Annotated in this window: 20 protein-coding genes and 1 tRNA gene; 18 read left to right on the top strand and 3 right to left on the bottom strand. The window is 43.4% G+C overall.

The window, feature by feature from the left end:
• Positions 1-171: 171 nt before the first annotated feature.
• Positions 172-426, top strand: a complete 255-nt coding sequence (locus C1N53_RS05380) for a hypothetical protein (RefSeq protein ID WP_137758335.1) — start codon at positions 172-174, stop codon at positions 424-426.
• A 134-nt stretch (positions 427-560) separates the two neighbouring features.
• Here the strand turns inward: C1N53_RS05380 and C1N53_RS05385 are convergent.
• Positions 561-634: transfer RNA gene (locus C1N53_RS05385), tRNA-Met, on the bottom strand.
• 142 nt (positions 635-776) lie between these two features.
• Here C1N53_RS05385 and C1N53_RS05390 point away from each other — a divergent pair.
• The 8 genes from C1N53_RS05390 (at position 777) to bshB1 (ending at position 9,563) form a co-directional block, all read left to right on the top strand.
• The gene (locus tag C1N53_RS05390) at positions 777-1,178 is read left to right on the top strand and encodes an START-like domain-containing protein (protein ID WP_137761400.1); all 402 of its coding nucleotides are present in this window, start codon (positions 777-779) and stop codon (positions 1,176-1,178) included.
• A gap of 109 nt (positions 1,179-1,287) precedes the next feature.
• The gene (locus C1N53_RS05395; RefSeq protein ID WP_137758336.1) at positions 1,288-2,724 is read left to right on the top strand and encodes an LptF/LptG family permease; all 1,437 of its coding nucleotides are present in this window, start codon (positions 1,288-1,290) and stop codon (positions 2,722-2,724) included.
• A gap of 115 nt (positions 2,725-2,839) precedes the next feature.
• Positions 2,840-3,115: a 30S ribosomal protein S15 gene (rpsO, locus tag C1N53_RS05400; RefSeq protein ID WP_137758337.1), complete on the top strand. Its 276-nt coding sequence runs from the start codon at positions 2,840-2,842 to the stop codon at positions 3,113-3,115.
• 140 nt (positions 3,116-3,255) lie between these two features.
• Positions 3,256-5,397: a polyribonucleotide nucleotidyltransferase gene (gene pnp / locus C1N53_RS05405; protein ID WP_137758338.1), complete on the top strand. Its 2,142-nt coding sequence runs from the start codon at positions 3,256-3,258 to the stop codon at positions 5,395-5,397.
• 185 nt (positions 5,398-5,582) lie between these two features.
• A complete protein-coding gene (locus C1N53_RS05410; RefSeq protein WP_137758339.1) occupies positions 5,583-6,446 on the top strand; it encodes an RNA polymerase sigma factor RpoD/SigA in 864 nt (287 codons plus the stop codon).
• Between the two features lie 261 nt (positions 6,447-6,707).
• Positions 6,708-7,646, top strand: a complete 939-nt coding sequence (trxB, locus tag C1N53_RS05415) for a thioredoxin-disulfide reductase (RefSeq protein ID WP_137758340.1) — start codon at positions 6,708-6,710, stop codon at positions 7,644-7,646.
• 133 nt (positions 7,647-7,779) lie between these two features.
• Complete coding sequence (locus tag C1N53_RS05420; protein WP_137758341.1) at positions 7,780-8,826, top strand: M23 family metallopeptidase; 1,047 nt, start codon at positions 7,780-7,782, stop codon at positions 8,824-8,826.
• 17 nt (positions 8,827-8,843) lie between these two features.
• On the top strand, positions 8,844-9,563 hold the full coding sequence (gene bshB1 / locus C1N53_RS05425; protein ID WP_137758342.1) for a bacillithiol biosynthesis deacetylase BshB1: 720 nt from the start codon (positions 8,844-8,846) through the stop codon (positions 9,561-9,563).
• Between the two features lie 88 nt (positions 9,564-9,651).
• Here the strand turns inward: bshB1 and accC are convergent, their stop codons facing one another.
• Positions 9,652-11,157, bottom strand: a complete 1,506-nt coding sequence (gene accC, locus C1N53_RS05430) for an acetyl-CoA carboxylase biotin carboxylase subunit (RefSeq protein ID WP_137758343.1) — start codon at positions 11,155-11,157, stop codon at positions 9,652-9,654.
• A gap of 211 nt (positions 11,158-11,368) precedes the next feature.
• On the opposite strand from accC, the gene C1N53_RS05435 reads away from it, so the two are divergent.
• Both C1N53_RS05435 and C1N53_RS05440 read left to right on the top strand, forming a co-directional pair.
• Positions 11,369-12,607: an aminotransferase class I/II-fold pyridoxal phosphate-dependent enzyme gene (locus C1N53_RS05435; RefSeq protein ID WP_137758344.1), complete on the top strand. Its 1,239-nt coding sequence runs from the start codon at positions 11,369-11,371 to the stop codon at positions 12,605-12,607.
• A 105-nt stretch (positions 12,608-12,712) separates the two neighbouring features.
• Positions 12,713-12,898: a histone H1 gene (locus C1N53_RS05440; protein ID WP_137758345.1), complete on the top strand. Its 186-nt coding sequence runs from the start codon at positions 12,713-12,715 to the stop codon at positions 12,896-12,898.
• Between the two features lie 74 nt (positions 12,899-12,972).
• Here the strand turns inward: C1N53_RS05440 and tyrS are convergent, their stop codons facing one another.
• The gene (tyrS, locus tag C1N53_RS05445; protein WP_137758346.1) at positions 12,973-14,277 is read right to left on the bottom strand and encodes a tyrosine--tRNA ligase; all 1,305 of its coding nucleotides are present in this window, start codon (positions 14,275-14,277) and stop codon (positions 12,973-12,975) included.
• Between the two features lie 221 nt (positions 14,278-14,498).
• On the opposite strand from tyrS, the gene C1N53_RS05450 reads away from it, so the two are divergent.
• The 7 genes from C1N53_RS05450 to C1N53_RS05480 all read left to right on the top strand — a co-directional run bounded on the left by C1N53_RS05450 (position 14,499) and on the right by C1N53_RS05480 (position 23,505).
• The gene (locus C1N53_RS05450; protein ID WP_137758347.1) at positions 14,499-14,978 is read left to right on the top strand and encodes a hypothetical protein; all 480 of its coding nucleotides are present in this window, start codon (positions 14,499-14,501) and stop codon (positions 14,976-14,978) included.
• Positions 14,979-15,134: 156 nt separating this feature from the next.
• Complete coding sequence (gene holA / locus C1N53_RS05455) at positions 15,135-16,196, top strand: DNA polymerase III subunit delta (protein WP_137758348.1); 1,062 nt, start codon at positions 15,135-15,137, stop codon at positions 16,194-16,196.
• A 275-nt stretch (positions 16,197-16,471) separates the two neighbouring features.
• Entirely contained in the window at positions 16,472-19,519 is a 3,048-nt protein-coding gene (locus C1N53_RS05460; RefSeq protein WP_137758349.1) for a tetratricopeptide repeat protein, read from the top strand.
• A 24-nt stretch (positions 19,520-19,543) separates the two neighbouring features.
• Positions 19,544-21,241, top strand: coding sequence for a TonB-dependent receptor (locus C1N53_RS05465; RefSeq protein WP_137758350.1), 1,698 nt, complete (start codon positions 19,544-19,546; stop codon positions 21,239-21,241).
• Positions 21,242-21,246: 5 nt separating this feature from the next.
• On the top strand, positions 21,247-22,401 hold the full coding sequence (locus tag C1N53_RS05470) for an SPOR domain-containing protein (RefSeq protein WP_137758351.1): 1,155 nt from the start codon (positions 21,247-21,249) through the stop codon (positions 22,399-22,401).
• Between the two features lies 1 nt (position 22,402).
• Positions 22,403-23,110: a MotA/TolQ/ExbB proton channel family protein gene (locus C1N53_RS05475; protein WP_168193970.1), complete on the top strand. Its 708-nt coding sequence runs from the start codon at positions 22,403-22,405 to the stop codon at positions 23,108-23,110.
• Between the two features lie 2 nt (positions 23,111-23,112).
• Entirely contained in the window at positions 23,113-23,505 is a 393-nt protein-coding gene (locus C1N53_RS05480; protein ID WP_137758352.1) for a biopolymer transporter ExbD, read from the top strand.
• Positions 23,506-23,515 lie beyond the last annotated feature (10 nt).

Raw genomic sequence — 23,515 nt, forward strand, 5'->3', positions numbered from 1 at the left:
TAATGGCGACATAAGAAACCTATACCTAGCAGAAGTCTGGTGCAGGCCATACCTGTTATAGAAAACTTAAAATAAAAGAGATAGTAATGCTTTTGGCAGTATAGTTGCTTATGCAGTAGAAAGGCTATATAGCAAAAGAAATTATTTAAGCCACTTAACATATACATCGAAATGAGCAGACTTATTTTTGTGAGATTGAGCCTTGCGCTTGCTTTACTGGTTGCCTTAAACAGTTGCCGAACCAATACGGTCGCAGGTAAAAAGTATCCTGGCACAGTCACCAGAACTTCTTTGCCTCCGGGACAGGCTAAGAAAATATATGGTCATCAATCGGCTAAAGCGTTTGCGCCCGGGCAGCAAAAGAAAAAGCACGTACAGGCAAACCAAGCTAATAACAGCAAAAAGAAAAAGAAAGGAAAAAAATAGCGATTCCTGTACCTTACCTGTAAAAGCGGGAAGCCTGTTTGTCCGGTATAATGCCGGGTAAGCAGGCTTTTTTATTCAGAGGCTTACAAAGCAAAAAAGCTTGCAAGTTTACACTTACAAGCTTTTTTGCTTTGTAGCGGGGAGCAGAATCGAACTGCCGACCTCAGGGTTATGAATCCTGCGCTCTAACCATCTGAGCTACCCCGCCGAATTGTGGTGCAAATATAGCAGATTAATTTTTGTATTCGCAACAAGAACACGCAAAAAAAAATATTTTATTTTCTAAATGTTTATACAGTCAGAAATTAATACTATACTTACTCAATAACTTCCATACCTAAGATATTATGATGAGAGCTGCAAAAACCAAGTTTGTTCGGGAATACCCGATCAATGCCTCAGCAAAGCTACTTTATCCTTACCTGAGTACTGCCAGCGGCCTTGCCCAGTGGTTTTGCGATGATGTAAAAGTAAACGAGGATAAGGTGTACAATTTTGTCTGGGACGGGCAGAACCATTATGCCATTCTTACGGGACACCGCATTAACCGCTCGGTTCGATTCCTTTTTCTGGATGATGAAAAGAATCAGATTCACGATGCCTCTTATATCGATTTTTCCATTGAAGCCAGCGAGCTGACACAAGAGCAGTTTTTAAAGGTTGTAGATTATACTGACGAAGAGGATGTGGAAGAGCTATCAGAGCTCTGGGAGTATTTGCTCCAGAATTTAAGGGAAATTGTAGGCGGATAAACTTTCTTCTTCATTCCACTGCTTATCTTTGCACGATTTTTGGTGCAGATGCGTTACGAACAAAGCTTATTGGCAATACGACGACTGCTGATTGGCTCTTAAGTTAAAGATGAAGAAATTAGATAAGCTTATCATACGGTCATTTCTGGGGCCGTTCTTTTTAACATTTGCTGTAGTGGAGTTTATTCTGCTTACGCAGTATATGCTCAAGTACCTCGATGAACTGGTAGGCAAAGGCCTGGGTGCGGAGGTATTCGCTGAGCTGTTATTTTACTTTAGCCTTAACATGGTTCCTGTAGCTCTTCCGTTAGCAGTGCTACTGTCTTCACTGATGACCTTTGGTACGCTGGGCGAACACCATGAACTTACTGCCATCAAAACCTCTGGTATTGCACTGCCGCGTATTCTGCGCCCTGTTTTTATCCTGGTATTTCTCTTTTCCGTGGGAGCGTTCTTTTTCAACAACCTGATGGTGCCGAAAGCTAACCTGAATGCCTATAGCTTGCTTTGGGATATTCGCCATAAAAAACCCACCATGAACTTTAAGGAAGGTGCCTTCTACAACGGGCTGCCAGGCTACAGTATAAAGATCAATGAAAAGCTGGAGGAGGGCGGAATCCGGAACGTGATGATCTATGACCACTCCAAGGGAGGCTCCAACACCACTGTTATTCTGGCCGATTCCGGTAAGATGTATACCCAGCATAACGATACATACTTGGTTTTAGAGCTCTTTAAAGGTAATACCTATGTAGACCAGGGCAGAGGCGCTGGTATGGGCATGCGATCGGCCAACGAACAGTTTGTGCGGCAGAATTTCGAAGAAAGCAAAATTGTTTTTCCATTGTCGTCATTTAATCTTGACAGAACGCAAAAGGAGCTCTTTTCCGATAACAAGATGATGAAGAACATTGACCAGCTGCATGTGGTCACAGATTCGCTGCGCACCATGGTAAGCCGCGACAAGCAAATGTTTGCTCCAAGCATCGACCCGTACTACTCTTATTTTAAAGCAGATACAGGCGATGTAAAGAATGGTATACGCGTAAAAGACAAAGCACCGGCTCCGGATTCTGTGTTGGCAAAAAAAATAGGAGGAATAACGCCTGACGTATTAAGCAGTGCAACCAACAAGGCACGCAACATCAAGAGCTATACAGCCAGTTATGTTGATCGTGTCGCTAATTCCCAGCGCGAAGCCAACAACTATGAAATTGAAATTTGGAAGAAATACACCCAGTCTGCCGCCGTTTTGATTATGTTCCTGATAGGCGCACCTTTAGGCGCCATTATTAAAAAAGGAGGTTTGGGTGTGCCGGTTATTATATCCATCGCCTTCTTTATCCTGCTCTATGTAATGGGGATGCTGGGCGAAAAATGGTCACGCGAAGGATTGGTAGAAGTAGGGGCAGGTATGTGGGCCGCTAATGCTATCCTGCTGCCAATCGGATTGTTTTTCCTGTACCAGGCTCAGAACGACTCCAGTTTGCTGGAAATCGACTTCTGGAGAAAGCTCATGACCCGCCTGCTCAGAAACAAAATCTAAGATATAGCTTAAAGAAGATGTTAGAATAATTTTTTATTCTGATCAGAATTTTTTAACTTTGCGGCTTATACAGGTATCAAGCCATAAATAAACAGATTGATATTTATTATACCCAATGAAATTAACTACTGAAGCGAAAAAAGAAATTTTTGAAAAGCACGGCTTTGCAAAGTCTGCAACAGACACTGGTTCTGCGGAGTCACAAATCGCGCTTTTCTCAACACGCATTAACGACCTGACTGAGCACCTTAAGACTCACAAAAAGGACTATGCAACCCGTTTGGGCCTTTTAAAGCTGGTAGGTAAAAGAAGAAGACTTCTTAACTACCTCCAGAAAAACGATATTGAGAGATACAGAGCTATTATTAGCGAGCTTGGTATCAGAAAATAAATGATGGTGTTAGGGAATTTCGTTACAGGAATTCCCTAATCTTTTTCTAGTGCCCCCGATTCCCTCCCTTTTTTGCCAGTACCGACAGCTTTGCAAAGGGCAATTGCTGTCTTTTTTGATGCTATAAACGATACAAGAAGATGTCACAAACCGCGATTACGAAAACGATTACACTCCCTGATGGCAGGGAAATTATTATTGAAACTGGTAAATTAGCCAAACAAGCCGACGGATCTGTAGTAGTAAGAATGGGTAACACCATGTTACTCGCAGCTGTTGTTTCTAATAAAGATGCCCGCGAAGGGGTAGACTTCCTGCCGCTTTCTGTTGATTATCAGGAAAAATTTGCCTCCTCAGGTAAAATTCCCGGAGGTTTCCTGAAAAGAGAGGCAAGACTTTCTGATTACGAAATTCTGGTGTCACGCCTGGTAGACCGTATTCTGAGACCTATGTTCCCGGACGACTATCATGCTGAAACACAAATGACCATACACCTGATCTCTGCTGATACAGAGATCATGCCTGATGCCTTGGCAGCGCTGGCTGCTTCTGCAGCACTTGCCGTTTCCGATATCCCATTCAACGGACCTATTTCCGAAGTGCGCGTAGCACGTATAGATGGACAGCTGGTGATTAACCCGAAGGCCTCTGAATTGCAGCGTGCCGACATCGATATGATTGTTGGTGCTTCTATGGATAGTGTAGCCATGGTGGAAGGCGAGCTGAGCGAAGCTTCTGAAGAGGAAATGCTGGAGGCTATCCGCTTTGCGCATGAGGCTATTAAAGTTCAGTGCCAGGCGCAGTTAGAACTTACTGAAATGGTTGATAAGCTTACCAAGCGTGAATATTCTCATGAAACTCATGATGAAGTGCTGCGCGAAAGAGTTTATGAAGCTACTTACCAGAAAGCATATGAGGTTGCCAAAAGAGGCCGTGCTAACAAAGCAGAGCGTAAAGAAGGATTTGCTTCTGTTCTGAAAGAGTTCATCGAATCTTTAGGTGAAGAGCATGAGTTTAATGTTGACCTGATCAAGACCTACTACCACGATGTGGAAAAGGAGGCTGTGCGTAACATGATCCTGAACGATCGCGTTCGTCTGGATGGCCGTAAGTTAAATGAAATCCGTCCGATCTGGTCAGAAATAAACTACCTGCCGGCAACGCACGGTTCTGCAATCTTTACCCGTGGCGAAACACAATCTTTAACAACTGTTACCCTTGGTACAAAGCTGGATGAGCAGATGATTGACAGCGCCATGGTGTCAGGTTCTAACAAATTCTTATTACACTATAATTTCCCTGCTTTCTCAACAGGAGAGGTGAAGCCAAACAGAGGTCCTGGCCGTCGTGAGATCGGGCATGGTAACCTGGCTTTAAGAGCGCTTAAAAAAGTACTTCCTCCTGAAGCAGAGAATCCATATACAATCCGGGTAGTATCTGATATCCTGGAGTCTAACGGCTCTTCCTCTATGGCAACGGTATGTGCCGGTAGCTTAGCGTTAATGGATGCCGGTGTTCCTGTAATAGATGCTGTTTCGGGTATTGCCATGGGACTTATCACAGATGAGAAGACAGGTAACTTTGCCGTTCTTTCCGATATTCTTGGTGATGAAGACCATTTAGGTGATATGGACTTTAAAGTAGCTGGTACAAGTAAAGGTATTACCGCCTGCCAGATGGACATTAAAGTGCAAGGTTTATCTTATGACGTACTAAGCCAGGCTTTAGCTCAGGCAAGAGAAGGCCGTATGCATATCCTGAACGAGATGAACAAAACTATTGCGGCTCCTAACGCAGACTATAAACCACATACACCACGTTCATTCAACATGGTTATTGAGAAAGAGTTTATCGGTGCTGTTATTGGACCAGGTGGTAAAGTAATCCAGCAGATCCAGAAAGATACCGGTGCCACTATCATTATCGAAGAGAAAAATGAAAAAGGCCATATCAATATCTTTGCCAGCAACCAGGAATCTATGGACGGAGCTGTGTCTAAAATCAAAGGCATTGTGGCACAGCCTGAAATCGGAGAGACTTACATCGGTAAAGTAAAATCAATTCAACCATACGGAGCCTTCGTAGAATTTATGCCAGGCAAAGATGGTTTACTACACATTTCTGAAATCAAGCACGAGCGCCTGGAAACGATGGAAGGTGTGCTTGAAATAGGAGAGGAAGTTAAAGTTAAATTGATCGATATCGATAAGAAGACTGGTAAATTTAAATTATCCCGCAAGGCTGCTTTACCTAAACCAGAAGCTCCTCAGCAGAACCAATAAGTAATTTTTTCTCCCGGAGACTGTTTGGCTCTGCTAAACCGCCTCTGGGAGTTTTTTATTTTATCATTACCGCCTCTGTTCTTGATTTTATTTGTCAGATGTAAGAACTTTGCGCGGTTTTATCGTGTTACCACTCCGAGCCGAAATAGAAATTTTAACAATTTTTGCAATAATATACTACTCTGATGAGACAACTCAAGATAAGCAAACAGATTACTAACCGCGAAAGCCAATCCCTCGACAAATACTTGCAAGAGATTGGTAAAGTTGATTTGCTTACCCCTGATGAAGAGGTGTCGCTAGCACAGAGGATTAGAGAAGGAGATCAGTTTGCGCTTGAGAAATTAACAAAAGCCAACCTGCGCTTCGTAGTATCGGTTGCCAAGCAATATCAGAACCAAGGCCTGTCACTGGGCGACCTTATTAACGAAGGAAATTTAGGTTTGATTAAAGCTGCCAAACGCTTCGACGAAACCAGAGGTTTCAAATTCATTTCTTATGCCGTTTGGTGGATCCGTCAGTCTATTCTGCAGGCATTAGCAGAGCAATCTCGTATTGTGCGCTTGCCGCTTAACAGAGTGGGATCGCTGAACAAAATCTCTAAATCTTTCTCTGAACTGGAGCAGAAGTTTGAGCGTGAGCCTTCTCCTGAAGAAATCGCTGAAGTATTAGAGTTAACAACCGCAGAGGTTGTAGATACTCTGAAAATATCAGGACGCCACGTATCCGTAGATGCTCCATTTGTGCAAGGTGAAGAAAACCGCCTGTTAGACGTACTCGAAAACGAAGATGAAGAGTCGCCGGACACAGGTTTGATGAATGACTCGCTTCGTAAAGAAGTACAGCGTGCGCTATCTACTTTAACTAAGCGTGAAGCTGATGTAATTACACTTTATTTTGGATTAAACGGAGAACACTCGTTAACCTTAGAGGAAATCGGGGAGAAGTTTAACCTGACTCGTGAGCGTGTAAGACAGATCAAAGAGAAAGCGATCAGAAGACTTCGCCACACCTCCAGAAGTAAAGCTCTGAAACCTTATTTAGGTTAATTTTACTGGAAATAGAATCTGAGCCTGGCCCTAAGCCAGGCTTTTTTCTTTTGTACAAAACATAGAAGATACTTTTGTTCAACCTGTTATTCCCCTTTACCGGAAACAGCTCAAATTAGTGTAATAAGTAGATAAGTTTGCAATAAAAGGCTTCTAAGGCTGTAACTGATACAGGAATACCAATTATCGTGGACAGAATGCAGGCAGAGGAGCATATTTTTTGTATACTTGCATCCAAATTTCGATAAGTACCCAACCAACATGGAAATAGAACGAGTTAAATGCCTGATTATAGGTTCCGGACCCGCCGGTTATACAGCTGCTATTTACGCATCCAGAGCTGGTCTTCAACCTGTATTATATCAAGGACTGCAGCCTGGCGGTCAGCTTACCATCACCAATGATGTCGAAAACTATCCGGGTTATCCTGATGGAATCAATGGTCCTCAAATGATGGAAGATTTCAAGAAGCAGGCAGAGCGTTTCGGAACAGATATCCGATACGGAATAGCAACTTCTGTTGACTTCTCTTCATTGCCTCATAAAGTAATTATAGATGATCAGAAAGTAATTGAAGCTCATACGGTAATCATATCAACAGGTGCGTCTGCTAAATGGTTAGGACTGGAGTCTGAGGCCCGGTTAAACGGAAGTGGCGTATCTGCCTGTGCCGTTTGCGATGGCTTCTTTTACAGAGGCCAGGATGTGGCTATAGTAGGAGCCGGAGATACAGCTGCCGAAGAAGCAACTTACCTGGCGAACCTGTGTAACAAGGTGTATATGATTGTGCGCCGCGAAGAGATGCGCGCATCTACCATTATGCAGGAAAGAGTAAAGAAAACCAAGAACATTGAGATACTCTGGAATAGCGTAACAGATGAAGTGCTGGGTAATTTTGCAGTTGAAGGTGTGCGTGTAAAAAACGTAGTAACCAATGAGGTGAGAGAAATTCCAGTGTCTGGATTTTTTGTTGCAATCGGTCATAAACCCAACTCCGATATCTTTAAAGATTACCTGAACCTGGATGAGAACGGCTATATCAGAACTATTCCGGGCAGTTCTAAGACAAACATCGATGGTGTGTTTGCATGTGGCGATGTGCAGGACTTTACCTATAGGCAAGCTGTAACGGCGGCTGGTTCCGGTTGTATGGCAGCACTCGATGCAGAACGCTATTTAGCTGCCAATGACCTGCATTAAATTACAGATGCATCGTGTTTATACATACTATTCGATGAGCTCATTGCGTTGCAGAAGTAAATCAAAAAATGGTTGTGCTGTTTGTGTAAGTGGCAGTGAAATTGATAACGCTGCATAGCCTAATATTATCTGAATGTCTAAATTTAAAGCACCCTTCCTTTTTGCCTTTATGTTGCTGGGTACATTAACGTGCTCCAATGCGTTGGCACAAAGTAAGGTGAAGGATCTATTTAAGGTCAAATCGCCCAAAATTGATTATGTGAAACCGGATACCACTATACTTATCAAGTATGAAGAATTTCCGGAAGATGAGTCCGATGCAGGCAAATCCATTTATTTTAACCCGAAAAAGGAGCTTTCTATCGTTAGCGAAGATACTTCGGAGCTAGACCTCGGAGAGCAGCATATAGTTGAGATATCGGAGGAGATGCTTGTGGATTCCACCTGGATCAGAATTGCAGGTTATTATGCGATCTGGGATACCCGCACCATTAATCCGTACCGCATGGATGGTCGCCAGCTGAAGGATACCGTGGATATTACCCTGTATGATCCGCGCTCTAAGCGCGATTATAAAATGCCGTTAGATAAAACACCTATAACCAGCCATTTCGGAGGCCGGTGGGGCCGGTGGCACTATGGCACTGATATAGACCTGAATACCGGAGACTCTGTTTATGCCGCTTTTGATGGTGTTGTAAGAATCAATAAGTGGGACGGCGGTGGCTATGGTAATTATATTGTGGTAAGGCATTACAACGGTCTGGAAACCTTGTACGGGCATATGAGCAAGGCACTGGCACAGCCCGGCCAATTTGTAAAAGCGGGTGAAATGATCGGACTGGGCGGTAGCACCGGGCGCAGTACCGGTCCGCATCTTCATTATGAGGTACGTTACCAGGGCAACCCGCTGGACCCGGAGTTAATGTATAACTTCCCCGAGTACCTGATAAAAGACCAGAACTTCCAGATCACAGCGGCTTTATTCAATTATTATAATAAATCATCCTCTTCTTCAAGCAGTGGCGGAAGACGCGCTGCCTATCACACCGTTAGAAGCGGCGATACCTTGTCAGGCATTGCGAAGAAATACGGGGTGAATGTATCACAACTAACAAAGCTAAACGGCATCTCTACCCGAACCACCTTAAAAGTAGGTCGTAAACTGCGGGTAAGATAGTTTACATCAAGCACAACATGAAATTAGATATACTTGCTTTTGCCTCTCACCCTGATGATATAGAATTAGGGTGTGCAGGTACCCTTATCGCACATATTGAAGCAGGCAGAAAAGTTGGTATCGTAGATTTAACCTTAGGTGAGCTGGGAACGCGCGGTACGCCTGAAGTTAGGGCTGCCGAAGCCGAAGCTTCTTCACGTATCATGGGTATTTCGGCCAGGGAAAATTTACAGTTTGCCGACGGTTTTTTCAAAAATGACAAGGAGCATCAGCTTAAGGTGGCTGAGATGATCAGAAAGTACCAGCCCGAGATAGTTATCATGAACGCTGTATATGACCGGCATCCTGATCATGGCAGAGGCTCTCAGTTGGTTTCTGAATCTTGCTTTATTTCCGGTTTAAGAATGGTGCCTACGTTTGATGAAAACGGGCAGCCGCAGCAGCCATGGCGCCCTAAAGTGGTTTACCATTTCATCCAGGACCGCTTTATCAAACCTGATCTGGTGGTTGATGTAACGCCGTATTGGGAAAAGAAACTGGAGACAATCAAAGCTTTCCGGTCTCAGTTCTATAACCCGGATGATACTTCTCCCAATACCTATATCTCATCTCCGGAATTTATGAAATTCGTAGAGGCGCGTGCGCTTGAAATGGGGCATGCTATTGGCGTAACCTACGGCGAAGGATTTACCACAGAGCGCTATGTTGGAGTCAGAAACCTGTTCGACCTGGTTTAGTTGTGGGTAATTTAGTTGTGGGTAATTACAAAACAAAAGCGGCTGTCTGAAAAGGCAGCCGCTTTTGTTTTACGTATAGGTTAATGCACTATTTCAAGCGATTCTTTCTCCAGTTTGAAGCAGAGCTAGTATCGCTCAGAGCCGCAGCAGATGGAGCAGGTAACTGCTTGTGCTGCTGCAATAGGATTGCTGCTAAAACAGCTGCTATATCCTCAGAATCGTCTGTTGCTGTGGTATTTAGCACATCGGGTGTGAAGTAACGCTGTATGAATTTAGTATCGAAATTACCGGAAACAAAGGCTTCGTGCTGCAGTACATATTTGCCAAAGGGCAGGGTGGTTTCTATTCCTGTAATTTGGTATTCATCTATTGCTCGAATCATCTTTTCAATGGCTTCCTGCCTGTTCTTGCCAAAAGTAACCAGCTTCGCAATCATTGGGTCGTAGTAGATAGGTATATCCATGCCCTGTTCAAATCCATCATCCACACGCACTCCTAATCCCTGCGGGCGAACATAAGTTTCCAGTCGGCCTATGTCAGGTAAAAAGTTATTGGCTGGATCTTCTGCATACACTCTCAGCTCAATGGAATGACCTGTTATTTCGAGGTTTTCCTGCTTAAAAGGTAAGGGTTTGCCTTCTGCTATTTTAATTTGTTCTTTAACTAAATCAAGACCGGTTATCTGCTCTGTAACCGGGTGCTCCACCTGCAAGCGGGTATTCATTTCCAGAAAGTAGAAATTCAGGTTCTCGTCCAGCAGAAACTCAACGGTACCGGCTCCGATATAGTCGCATGCTTTGGCCACATTCACAGCGCACATACCCATTTCTTCGCGTAAGGCAGGTGTAAGAACTGCCGAAGGTGCTTCTTCAATTACCTTTTGGTGTCGGCGTTGTATAGAGCACTCACGCTCAAACAGGTGTACTATATTGCCATGCGTATCGCCTAATACCTGTATTTCGATGTGGCGGGGAGAGCCAATATACTTCTCTATAAAAACAGAACCATCTCCGAAGGCAGAAGTTGCTTCACTGACAGCAAGTTGCATTTGTTCCTCAAAAGAATCGATATCCTCTACTACACGCATGCCTTTACCACCGCCACCGGCACTTGCTTTAATCAGGATCGGAAAGCCGACCTGAGCCGCAATTAGTTTTGCTTCCTCTATATCGGTTATGGCATGCTCGGTACCAGGTACCATCGGAATGTTGTACCTGGCAACAGCAGCTTTGGCAGCCAGCTTGCTTCCCATCAGTTCGATGGCTTCGGGAGAGGGGCCAATAAAAATTAAGCCGGCTTCTTTTACCTGCTGAGCGAATGCCGCGTTCTCAGATAAGAAACCATAACCGGGATGAATGGCATCCACCCCTAAACGCTTGCATACATCTATAATAATATCGCCTCTCAGGTAAGATTCGCTAGATTTTGGACCACCTACACATACAGCTTCATCGGCAAAACGCACATGAAGCGCATTCCGGTCGGCTTCGCTGTATATGGCAACCGTGCTGATTCCCATTTCTTTAGCGGATCTCATCACGCGCAGTGCTATTTCTCCTCTGTTAGCAATCAGTATCTTTTTGATGTTTTTCATGCAGCAGCTATAGTTGATTAGTCTTCAAAGAAACAGTTTTGAGGCGAAACTTAAAAATTGCTTAACTAAAAAGCTTTGTCTGTTTCGGATATAAATTGTATATGACACTAGAATAACATAAATTTGCGGTGCATTAAACCGAACTAAGTTCAATTTACATATAGCGAAAGCTTGATCATAAATTATCCCTTAAACTAAACCATTACTCAAAGTGGATTTATTTGAAAAGTTGTTGACCAACAGAGGTCCTTTAGGAAGCCACTCCCACTATGCACACGGCTATTTTACATTTCCGAAGTTAGAGGGGGAGATCGCACCACGCATGAAGTTCAGAGGAAAAGAGGTACTTACCTGGAGCTTAAACAACTATTTAGGCCTTGCAAATCATCCAGAAGTGCGTAAAGTAGATGCTGAGGCCTCTGCAGAATGGGGTATGGCTTACCCAATGGGTGCCCGCATTATGTCTGGTAACTCTAATCTGCACGAGCAGCTGGAGTCTGAACTGGCCGATTTCGTAATGAAGCCTGATGCTTTATTACTGAATTTCGGTTACCAGGGTGTTGTGTCTATCATAGATGCATTGGTTGACCGCCACGATGTAATTGTTTACGATGCCGAATCACACGCCTGTATTATAGACGGTGTGCGTTTACACCAGGGCAAACGTTTCGTGTTTTCTCATAACGACATTGACAGCCTTAAAAAGCAGCTGGACCGTGCTACACGTTGGGCTGAGAACACAGGAGGTGCTATTCTGGTGATAACAGAAGGTGTTTTTGGTATGTCCGGGAACATCGGAAAACTGGATGAGATTGTGGCACTAAAAGAAAAATACAATTTCAGACTGTTCGTAGACGATGCGCATGGTTTCGGTACAATGGGTAAAACTGGTGCGGGAACAGGAGAGTACCTGGGAGTGCAGGATGGTATTGATGTTTACTTTTCTACCTTTGCAAAGTCTATGGCCAGCATTGGCGCTTTCGTGGCCTCCAATGAGCAGGTTGTAGAGTACCTGCGCTACAACATGCGCTCTCAGATTTTCGCCAAGTCGCTCCCGATGCCTATTACGGTGGGTGCCTTAAAGCGCCTGGAGTTACTACGCACGCAGCCTGAGCTGAAGGATAATCTTTGGAAAATAGTGCATGCACTTCAGGGCGGATTACGGGAGAAAGGCTTCAACATCGGTACCACACAAACACCTGTAACCCCTGTATTCCTGAATGGTCAGATTCCGGATGCAACACAGTTAACGCTGGATCTGCGTGAAAACTTCAACATTTTCTGTTCTATCGTGGTGTATCCGGTTGTACCGAAAGATGTGATCATGCTGCGCCTTATACCAACGGCAGTACATACACTGGAGGATGTACAGGAGACAATTGAAGCTTTTGAGAAAATTGCACAAAAGTTGGATAAAGGCTTGTACTCCAAGTCTACAGTTACCGCTTAATCTGCTTAAAACGCATATATTAAATTTTCTTAATCTTTGCATGTTATCATTTAATTTGTAAATTGGAGCTACTAAAACAATTGTTTAACTATAATAAAAGCTCGAATGAATAGCAATTTCAGCAAATTAAAGGATCTGGTAATGTCATTAGAAGCCGACTTCGAAAAGTTCTATGACAAAAATAATGCTGCTGCTGGTACTCGTGTACGTAAAGGTATGCAGGATCTTAAAAACATGGCACAAGACATCCGTAAGGAAGTGCAGGACATGAAAAACAGCACTGAGAAGTAAGAAAACATTAAGAATCAATAAAAAAGGCGATCTGTTTACAGATCGCCTTTTTTAATTAATTAGCTTTATTTCAATTAGTTAACTGAAACCAGGAAATAGTTTTTCTTGCCTTTCTGTATCACCAGGTATTTCTGCTGCAGTAACTCATAATTTACCTGGTCGTCCGGACCCTGTACTTTCTGACGGTTGATGCTCACGCCTCCGTTTTTGATCATGCGTTTTGCCTCACCTTTTGATTCGAAAATCTGCCCTTGCGTAATATCAGACAGTAAATCACTCACGGTGGCAGCCTCTGTATAACTAGCATTAGATATCTCGATATGTGGCACTCCTTCAAAAACAGATAGTAAAACATCCTCTTTTAAGGCCTTAAGGGTATCTAAATCCCCTTTACCGAACAAAATTTCTGAGGCATCTACAGCTGCTTGATAATCTTCTTCGGAGTGTACCCGAATTGTAACATCTTTAGCCAGGGCTTTTTGTAAAACACGCAGGTGTGGTGCCTGTTTGTGCTCTTCAGTGATTGTATCAATTTCTTCTTTAGAAAGCAGCGTGTATACCTTAATCAGCTTTTCAGCTTCATCATCTGCCAGGTTCAGCCAGAACTGGTAGAATTTGTAAGGAGAGGTCAGGTTCGGGTCCAGCCAGACATTGCCGCCTTCCGATTTACCGAATTTTGTGCCATCTGATTTGGTAACCAGTTTACCGACTAAGGCAAAAGCTTTCCCGCCATCTATGCGCCGGATCAACTCTGTTCCGGTTGTGATGTTACCCCATTGATCGGAAGCCCCCATTTGCAGGCGTACATTTTTGTTTTTATATAAATGGTAAAAGTCGTAGCCCTGGATCAGCTGGTAAGAGAACTCAGTAAAAGATAGGCCCTCGGCACGATCGCCTTCTTCATCTGCACTGATACGCTTCTTTACAGAATCCTTAGCCATCATATAATTAACAGTAAGGTGCTTTCCTACCTCGCGCAGGAAACCCAGGAAGCTGAACTCCTTAAACCAATCATAGTTATTTACAATTTCGGCCGCATTGGCACCTGAGTTAAAGTCCAGGAACTTTTCCAGTTGCTTACGAATCCCTTCCTGGTTTGCCCGTAGCGTTTCTTCATCCAGCAGGTTACGTTCGGCCGATTTTCCGGAAGGATCGCCTATCATACCTGTTGCGCCACCTACCAGGGCTACCGGCTTATGGCCTGCGCGCTGCAGTTGAACCAGTAGCATGATAGTAGCCAGGTTACCGATGTGCAGCGACTTGGCAGTGGGATCGAAACCGATATAACCTGTTGTCATGCCAGATGCTAATTGCTCTTCTGTGCCGGGCATGAAATCATGGAGCATGCCTCTCCACCTCAATTCTTCTATAAGATTCATGAAAGCTTATAATGTATTTGAAGCAAATATAAAAAAGAGTTATGAGTATAAAGAAGTTTATATGATTTCGGAGGTCCAATGCAGCTAAATAACCCTTGGAAGACACACTTAAAATAAAATTAAATATTTTTAATATATTAGTATTCAAGTTGTTGTTTATTTGCTGAAAATTTCTTATGCAATAGCTTAAACTATTACTATATAGTAGCGTAAAAGGGGCCATGAGAAAGTTATTATTACTACCGCTAATGCTAGTGCTAAGCCTTACTTCATGTAAGGATGATGATGAAGTGGTTGATCTAAATCAATCCGCTTATAAAGAGCAAATCCAAGGGAATTGGAAAAAAGAACTTAGCACATTCAGATACTACGATGCCTCAAATGCCTTGATATATGAGGAAAAAGACGAAACGATTGTTAATTTTGACTTTAATGAGGAATATGCACGTGTAGGTCATTATCAATTGGAGCCGGACTCTGTGGTATACAGTTTTCCTTATCCTGAACGACCTAACCGAATTAAGCTTGTTATTCCTAAAAAGTCTAACTATACTGTGGAGTATATGATTGAAAATGTAGGAGATAACACTATGGTGTTTAAAGAAGACAATAAGCAGAATGCCACATTTAATGATGGTACAACTGACAGAACTGCTGCAAGAATGGAAACAATTCATAATTTAAGCAGAAGAGAGTTGTAGTGCATTTTTTTTAGACATTAAATCATCCTTAAAGCTTTACAACAAACCGCTCCCTTCGAGCGGTTTGTTTGTTTTATACTATTGTTACACCGTAATATCTTGTGGCAGCCTCCTGTTTTATGACTACCTTTGTGGTAATAGCTTGAATCCTTAAAAATGGCTTATACACCCGAAGATATACTTGAACAGCTTAAGAAAAGGCAGTTTGCTCCCATATATTTTTTACAGGGAGAAGAGCCATATTACATCGATCTTATTGCTGACTATATTGAGCAGCATGCACTTCAGGAGCATGAGAAAGGGTTTAATCAGGTTGTAGTGTATGGAAAAGATGTCGATGTTTCAACAATTCTGCTACAGGCCAAACGCTTCCCGATGATGTCGGACAGGCAGGTGGTGATTGTAAAGGAAGCACAGTCGGTTCAGGATCTGGAAAAGGAGGAGGGAATGCGGCAACTGGAGGCGTATCTTCAAAATCCTTTACCTTCTACTATACTGGTTTTTTGCCACAAGTATAAAAGCCTTGATGGGAGAAAAGTGCTGGCTAAAGCTGTAAACAAACATGCCGTATTGCTTACCACTAAGAAGCTGTACGAGAACCAGGTGCCCGCTTGGGTGGGCAACTATATTAAGTCGAAAGGGCTGCAGACAACACAGAAAGCGGTTTTATTGTTAAGCGAATTTATAGGTGCCGATCTTTCACGCCTTTCCAATGAAATAGACAAGCTGCTGATTAACCTGAAGCCTGGCCAGACGATTGATGAACGGGTAGTGCAGGAAAATGTGGGTATTAGCAAGGAGTATAACATTTTCGAATTACAGACAGCACTCATTGCACAGGATGCGCTTAAGGCTAACCGCATCATCCATTATTTTGAAGCAAATCCTAAAAATAACCCGCTTATACCCAACCTTAGCCTGCTGTTTTCTTTTTTTACAAAATTGCTGTGCCTGCATATGGCAAGCGATAAATCAGAAGCAGCAGTAAAAAAGAGCCTTGGAAACCGCGCTTTCCTGGCAAAGGAATACATGCATGCGCTGCGGGTTTTCCCGATACAAAGAACAATAGATATCATACACTTTATCCGAGTGGCAGATTTGCAGGTGAAAGGTATTACAGGTGGTAATATGGCTGAAGCCGAAATCCTGCGGGAACTGGTTTTCAAGATATTACATGCCGTGCCGAGGACTTTGGCTACCCAGCCTGAGATTATTTAGGAACCTATACAATAAAATACTGTTTCCAGCCATTGTATTATAAATTTAGCAGCCCCTTCTGCATAATTTAACTTATGCTTTTGCTGGGTAAGAAATAGGCTGCTGCGCTTTTTTTATTAACTTTGAATTTCATAGAATTGAGTTTTATAGGGGAATGTGGCTCTGTTATTGCATAGCAGATGATCAAGCTTACAGGAAGAAATACCTGCCCTGATTTTACTTCTGAAACCGAAAGATATAGTTTAGCCCATTTGAACGGGCATTTAGAAAAACATATGAAGATAGCTTACAAAGTAGCGCTTGCATCGGTATTGGCTGGGGGCTCGCACATTGTGGCAGCACAGCATACACAAGTTTTTACGTCTGGCGAAAGTTTATACCACGAGGGGGTCGAGTTGTTCGATCGTGCTAAATACGGGGCAGCTCAGGAAGCTTTCAGAAGGTATATCAACCTGATCGGAGATGATGCTAAAACTGCTGATGCACAATATTACTATGCTTTAAGCGGTTTGTACCTGCTACATCCTGATGCCGAGCAGTTAATATTGAACTTTGCTAAAAACTATCCTGCTCACCCGAAAACGGCTCTTGCTAATTATGAATTAGGCCTGTATTACTTCGAGAACAAGGACTACAAAAAGTCCGTCGATTTTTTAAAGCAGGCGCCAGTGCACTTGCTCAGCATCAAACAAAACAAGGAGCTGGAGTTTAAGCTGGGCTATTCATACTTTGCCACCAAAGATTTTGCTAACGCTAAAATCTACTTTGATAAAAACAAAACTACTGGTTTTCGGGAAGACGAGCACCGCTTTGCCTATGCCTCAAATTACTATGCAGGTTATATCGCTTACCGCAATGGTGACTACGCGGCTGCTAAAACGGATCTGAAAATTGCTGAAAAAAATGAAGCCTATTCTCAGATCGTGCCTTACATGATCACGGAGATCTTGTACAAAGAAAACGATGTATACGAGGTAATCCGCTATGGCGAAGCCTCGCTGGCCAGAACACCACAGGTACAGCAGGCCGATGAGATTGCCTTGCTTGTTGGTGATGCCTACTATCAGCGGGCAGATTACAAAACTGCTTCAAAGTATTTTACACAGTATGCAGAAGGTAAACGTACGCTAGAGCCGATAGTGCAGTATAAGATTGCCTATACAGACTATAAGAACGACAACTTTAAAAATGCTATCGCTAACTTCAAAGATGTCGCACTACGGAAGGATGCACTCGGTCAGAATGCGGCTTATTACCTTGGTTTAAGCTACCTGAGAGACAATAACAAGCAATTTGCCCTTACTGCTTTCGATCAGGCACGCAAAGGCACTTTTGATAATGATATCAAAGAAGCGGCCACGCTAAAATATGCCCAGGTAAACTATGAGTTGGGTAACTTCCGGGAGGTTATTAATTCGCTGGCTAATTTCAACCAGGATTACCCAAACTCCCAGCAGGGAACAGAAGCAGATGACTTACTAAGTGAGGCATACTTTAACTCAAACAATTATCCGGAAGCCATCCGCCATATAGAGAGCCTTCCGAAGAAAAGCTGGAAAATCTTGCAGACTTACCAGCGCGTAACCTACTACCATGCTGTAAACCAGTTTAACGATGCCAAGTTTCCACAGGCGGTTGTAACCCTGGATAAATCATTACAATACCCGTACGATGAAGAAGTTACTGCTTCGAGTCATTTTCTGAAGGGAGAAGCTTATTCTATCGGGCAAAGGCTGGAAGATGCCATTAACAGCTATGCCGCTGTTTTCCGTAATACCACCGATACCAAAAGGGATTATTATATCAAATCCCGGTACGGCATTGGGTATGCCTACTATAATACCAAGCAGTATGATAAAGCCCTGCCGCATTTCCAAGCTTACCTGGCTGCTGTAAACACCAGTAATCCGAATTATTACGATGCGACCCTGCGCCTGGCCGACTTGTATTATGTAAACAAGAACTACAGCGAAGCCCTTAAATTATACGATAGGGTAATCAGCTCTAATGCTGCGGATAAGGATTATGCTTATTTTCAGAAAGGGGTTGTGCAGAGCATTAACGGTAACAAAGAACAGGCCAAGCAAAACCTTCAGACTGTGATTACCCAGTTTCCAAAATCGAGGTATGCCGATGCTGCGCAATACCAGCGTGCCGTTATTGATTTTGAAGCCGGAAACTATGCCCCTGCAATTGAAGGATTTACTGCTGTTATTCAAAACTATCCTGGCAGCAGGCTTATTCCGAATGCCCTGCAAAACCGTGGGGTAGCTTATGCCAACACCAACAGGCAGAACGAAGCTATCCAGGATTATAAGCGCGTAATAGATGAATACCCAACATCTAAAGTAGCAAGCGGATCGCTTTATAGCTTACAGGAAGTGCTGACTACCCAGGACAGAAGCAGCGAGTTTGATGCTTATGTGGCAAAATTCAAGTCGTCTAACCCAGATACCGGAGCTCTGGAAAGTATTGAATTCGAAGCTGCTAAGAATTTGTATTTCAGTGAGAAATACGATCAGGCAATAACAAGGCTGGAAACATACCTTACCACTTATTCAACAAGTCGTTTTGTAAGTGATGCCCGTTACTTCTTAGCTGATTCTTACCTGCGCCGAAACAACAGGGAGAAGGGTATAGAAATAATGAAGCAGGTGGTTTCAGAAAATAAATCCGAGTATGTAAACCGTGCTATACAACGTGTGGCTGATCTGGAGTTCGAAAATAAGAACTATACGGAGTCAATTCGTTACTATACCCGTTTGCGCGACCTGGCCAGCAACAGAAAAGAGCAGCAGACGGCTCTAACAGGATTGATGATGAGCTACTATCTTACCCACGACTACACCGGTTCCAGGAGAATTGCCAGTGAGCTGATCAGCCAGGGAAATGCAGCCCTGAATGCTTATAACACAGCTTTACTTTACCGTGGCAAATCTACTTACGCCCAGGGAAATATGGAGCAGGCACTGACAGAGCTAAGAGAAGCGGCTAAAACTGCTTCGGATGTAAATGGAGCGGAGGCACATTACTTAGTGTCGGAGATACTATATAAGCAGAAGAAGTATAACGAAGCGCTGGATGTAGCTTTCGACTTTAACACAAAGTTCTCTAATTACGACCTGTGGCTTGGGAAGTCTTTCATTTTGATCGCCGATGTATATACAGCACAAAACGAAATGTTCCAGGCTCGCACTACCCTGAATTCTATTGTTGAAAATTCTCCTTTACCTGAAATAGTGGAGGAAGCAAAACAAAGACTTGAAAAATTAGGCGGTGCAACCGGAACGAGCGACACAACTAAAACAGGAACTGTAAAATAATTTAGAGGTATCAGAGACATCAAGATGAAGAATAAAATCACGAAAGCCTCACTAGTACTCTTACTCTGTGCAGGTTATATGTTTACAAATGATGTTCAGGCACAGCAGAACGGTTCTAACTGGGGTGAAGGAGCCAAGCTCGATGATGCCGAAGTTGTTGTAGAGAAGAACCGTGTTATTGAACTTCCGCAGGCCGCACGTAACTTCGAAAAATTTCGTATAAACCCACCGGAAGCCGGAGACAGAAATGTTCGTTACCGTTTTACAGACTATAAGTTAGCCTCGCAGGACATCAACCTGCAGATGAAGGTGCTTACCATAAAGCAGGATGAGTTAACAAAGCTGTATGGCAACTATGTGAAGGCAGGTTTAGGTAATTATGGAAGTTTGTACCTGAAAGGCTATTTCCATAACAAACGCAGTGATGTTGGTTCTTATGGAGCCGATGTTAGCCACGTTTCTTCTGCTGTGGGTCCCGTTGACCGAGGAAATTCCGGAGTGGGCAATACTGCTATCGGAGTAAATGGAGAGCGTTACCTGCAAAACCTGACCGTTGGGGGCAGGTTAAGTTACGGCAGAGATAAATATCACTTCTACGGATACCCTGCCAATGTAGAGACTCCAATTGAAAGAGATACCATAAGGCAATCGTTTAACCGTTTTGCTGCTGAAGGTTACCTGCACAACCAAACTGATGTAAAGTCGCCGCTGCAATATAAGGTTGGAATAGGTTTTAATTACCTGAACGACAGGTATAACATGAGCGAGCGCAATTTTGCAATCAACTCTGTAGTAGAGTATGGAATTGATGATGTATCTGCCTTCAAAGTAGATGCAGACCTCTCTCTGTTAGGACATAGCGATGCGCAGACAGTTAGCCGCGGCTTTTTTAAGTTAAAACCTACTTACGAACGCCAGCTAAATGCTTTACGCCTGACAATAGGTGCTAATTTAGCGTATACCGCTGATACCGTAAATGATGCCCGCAAGCTAAATGTATATCCACTTGTGCGTATCGGCCTGGAGCCTATCAAAGATAACCTGCTGTTATATGCTGGTTTAGGTGGCGATCTTCAAAGAACTACTTTATACAATCTGACGCAGGAAAATCCATATCTGGCACCAAACGTTCAGGTAGCTGATGTCAACAAAGGTCTTGAAGTGTATGGTGGTTTCTCTGCCAACATTGCCAACTATGTGCATTTAACAGGCCGGGTTGCTTACCAAAGCTTCCGCAACCTTTACTTTTACAATAACTCCAGAGAAGATGTAGCGAAGTTCGACCTGGTGTACGATAACGGTGTAACCGATGTGTTAAATATTTATGGCGAAGCTGTATTTAACTATTCCGATGAAATTCGTTTGGGGTTAAAGGCTGATTATAACAGCTATAACACCGCTACCTTAGAGCAACCGTTCCACCGTCCGGAGCTGATGGCAAGCGTATACGGCACCTACAACTTCTACGATAAGATTCTCTTTAATTCAGAACTTTATTATATTGGCAGTTCTTTCGGAAAGATTTACCAGGCCGACGGCACGTCTGTGCTCCGGGAAACAGATACAATTGTTGATCTGAACCTGAAAGCAGATTACAGATTTACCAGCAGGTTTACTCTTTTCCTGATGGCGAATAACCTGCTTGGGCAGAAATACGAAAGGTTTGTTAATTATCCGAACAAAGGATTGAATTTAATAGGAGGAGTTACATATTCATTCTAAAGCCTATGGTTGAGAAGCATATCAAGTCACTGTTATATGACCATGATTGCGTCATTATTCCAGATTTTGGGGGGTTGATCACCCGCTATGTTTCGGCGCGCGTTCTGCCTGTTAAGCACTCGCTGGTACCACCGTCGAAAAAAATTGCTTTCAATGAAAAACTGACGCTGAACGATGGGCTTCTTATCAGCACCATTGCCTATCATAATGGCATTGACAAAGAAGACGCTCGCAAACTGGTGGCTGATTTTGTTTTCAGATCGAAACAAGTTCTGGAGAAAGAAAACAGGCTTGAAATGCAGGATATCGGTATTTTCCGTTATAACGCTGAAAGAAACCTGGAGTTTGAATATGTAGAAGGCGATAACTTGCTGGAAGACAGCTTTGGACTGCCGGAGCTGATTGCCAGACCCGTAAAACTGGAAGATCCTGCTCTGCTTCGTACCTTGTTAAAAGAGCGCCAGCAGGTTCCGGTCTATACCAAGCTGCCTTTGCGCAAACGCTTGAGACGTGCCGTTAATGTTACTGCAAGTCTTTTAATCGGAGGTCTTACCGTTTCGGCACTATACTTGCTATCATTGCAAACAGACTATAATCTCAGCAGCCTGAACCCGCTTGCTCTTTTCGGATCAGGTTATCAGCCTCAGACCTCTGAAACAGTGGAGGCAGTGACAGACTGGGAAAAGCTCTATACAGAAGAAGATCTCGCTGGAGCAGTATCAGATTCTGCCTATGATGTGACAGCACATACGGATAGTTTTGCCGTAGCAGTGGAAACATATCAGCTCTCTGCAGAGCAAACTGTGGCTGCTGAAAGTAAAGCAACAGTGCAAGATGCCGAACCTGCTATAAAAGAAGAAGTTAAAGCGAATACTGCTCCTCCAAAGGAAGAGAAGAAAGAAGTAAATCCGCTGTTAGTGAAAGAAAGGACAGGCCGTTTTTACATTATTACAGGAGGTTATTCCAGGTTAGAAAATGCTGAAGTGGCCAGAACAGCCGTAAAAAAAGGAGGACACGAAGCTAAAGTACTTTTACCATTACCAGGCAGCAGATTATTCAGGGTATCAGTAGCTGATTTTGCGACTGAAGAAGATGCGAAAGCTTCCTTGGCTACCTACAGAAAAACATTTGGAGAAACAATTTGGGTACTTAATAATTAACATGACACCGCTTTTATTACAAATTACTACTACTGCTCCTGCAGATACGACCACAACCCTGGCAGATGGCGCTGAAGCCGCCAATCATACTGTTTCTTTAATTGACCTGGCTTTGGCTGGTGGCTGGGCCATGATTCCGCTGGCTTTGCTTTCTTTAGCTGCTGTGTACATTTTCTTTGAGCGGTATCTTACTCTAAAAAAGGCGGCAAAAAATCCGGAAGGGTTTAACGATCGCATCAAGAGCATGGTCTTGGCCGGTGATATTAACGGTGCCAAGATGTTGTGTGCCCAGGCTAATACACCGGTTTCCAGGATGCTGGGGAAAGGTATTACCCGTATAGGTAACCCTTTAAAAAATATTGAGACTTCCATCGAAAACGTAGGAAAGATCGAGATCAGCCGCCTCGAGAAAAACCTTTCGGGTCTTGCAACCATCGCCGGTGCTGCTCCAATGCTTGGTTTCCTGGGTACTGTAACTGGTATGATTCAGGCTTTTATTGCCATTGCACAGGCAGAAGGATCTGTTAGTCCTCAATTATTATCGGCAGGTATTTACCAGGCTATGGTAACGACAGCTACAGGTCTGATTATCGGCTTACCTGCTTATGTTGGTTATAACTATCTGGTGAGCAAAATCGACAGCATTGTGCATGCCATGGAGTATAGCTCTATCGAATTCATTGATTTATTACAAGAACCACAACTGTAAGAATGAATCTTCGCTCTAAAAACAGGATCAATGCAGAGTTCAGCATGTCTTCTATGACTGACATTATCTTCCTGTTGCTCATATTTTTTATGCTTACTTCTAATTTCGTTACGCCTACAGGGCTGCCGGTGAGCCTGCCTTCCAGCAAGGCTACCACTATCGTTATGCAGAAGATCAGCGTTAGTATCGATAAGGATTTGCGGTATGCCATTAACGATAAAATTGTTGCCGAATCGGAGATCGAGCCGCAACTGGCAGCACTTTTGCAGGGAACAGAAGAAGGGTCTGTTGTGTTACACGTAGATAAAACAGTACCTGTAGAGCACCTGGTAAGGGTGGCAGGTATTGCTTCGAACCTGAAAGCAAAAGTAACGCTGGCTTCTGTGCCGGAGTAATTTTTTTAAC

It is taken from the genome of Pontibacter sp. SGAir0037, from assembly GCF_005491705.1.
Classification (GTDB): Bacteria; Bacteroidota; Bacteroidia; order Cytophagales; family Hymenobacteraceae; genus Pontibacter.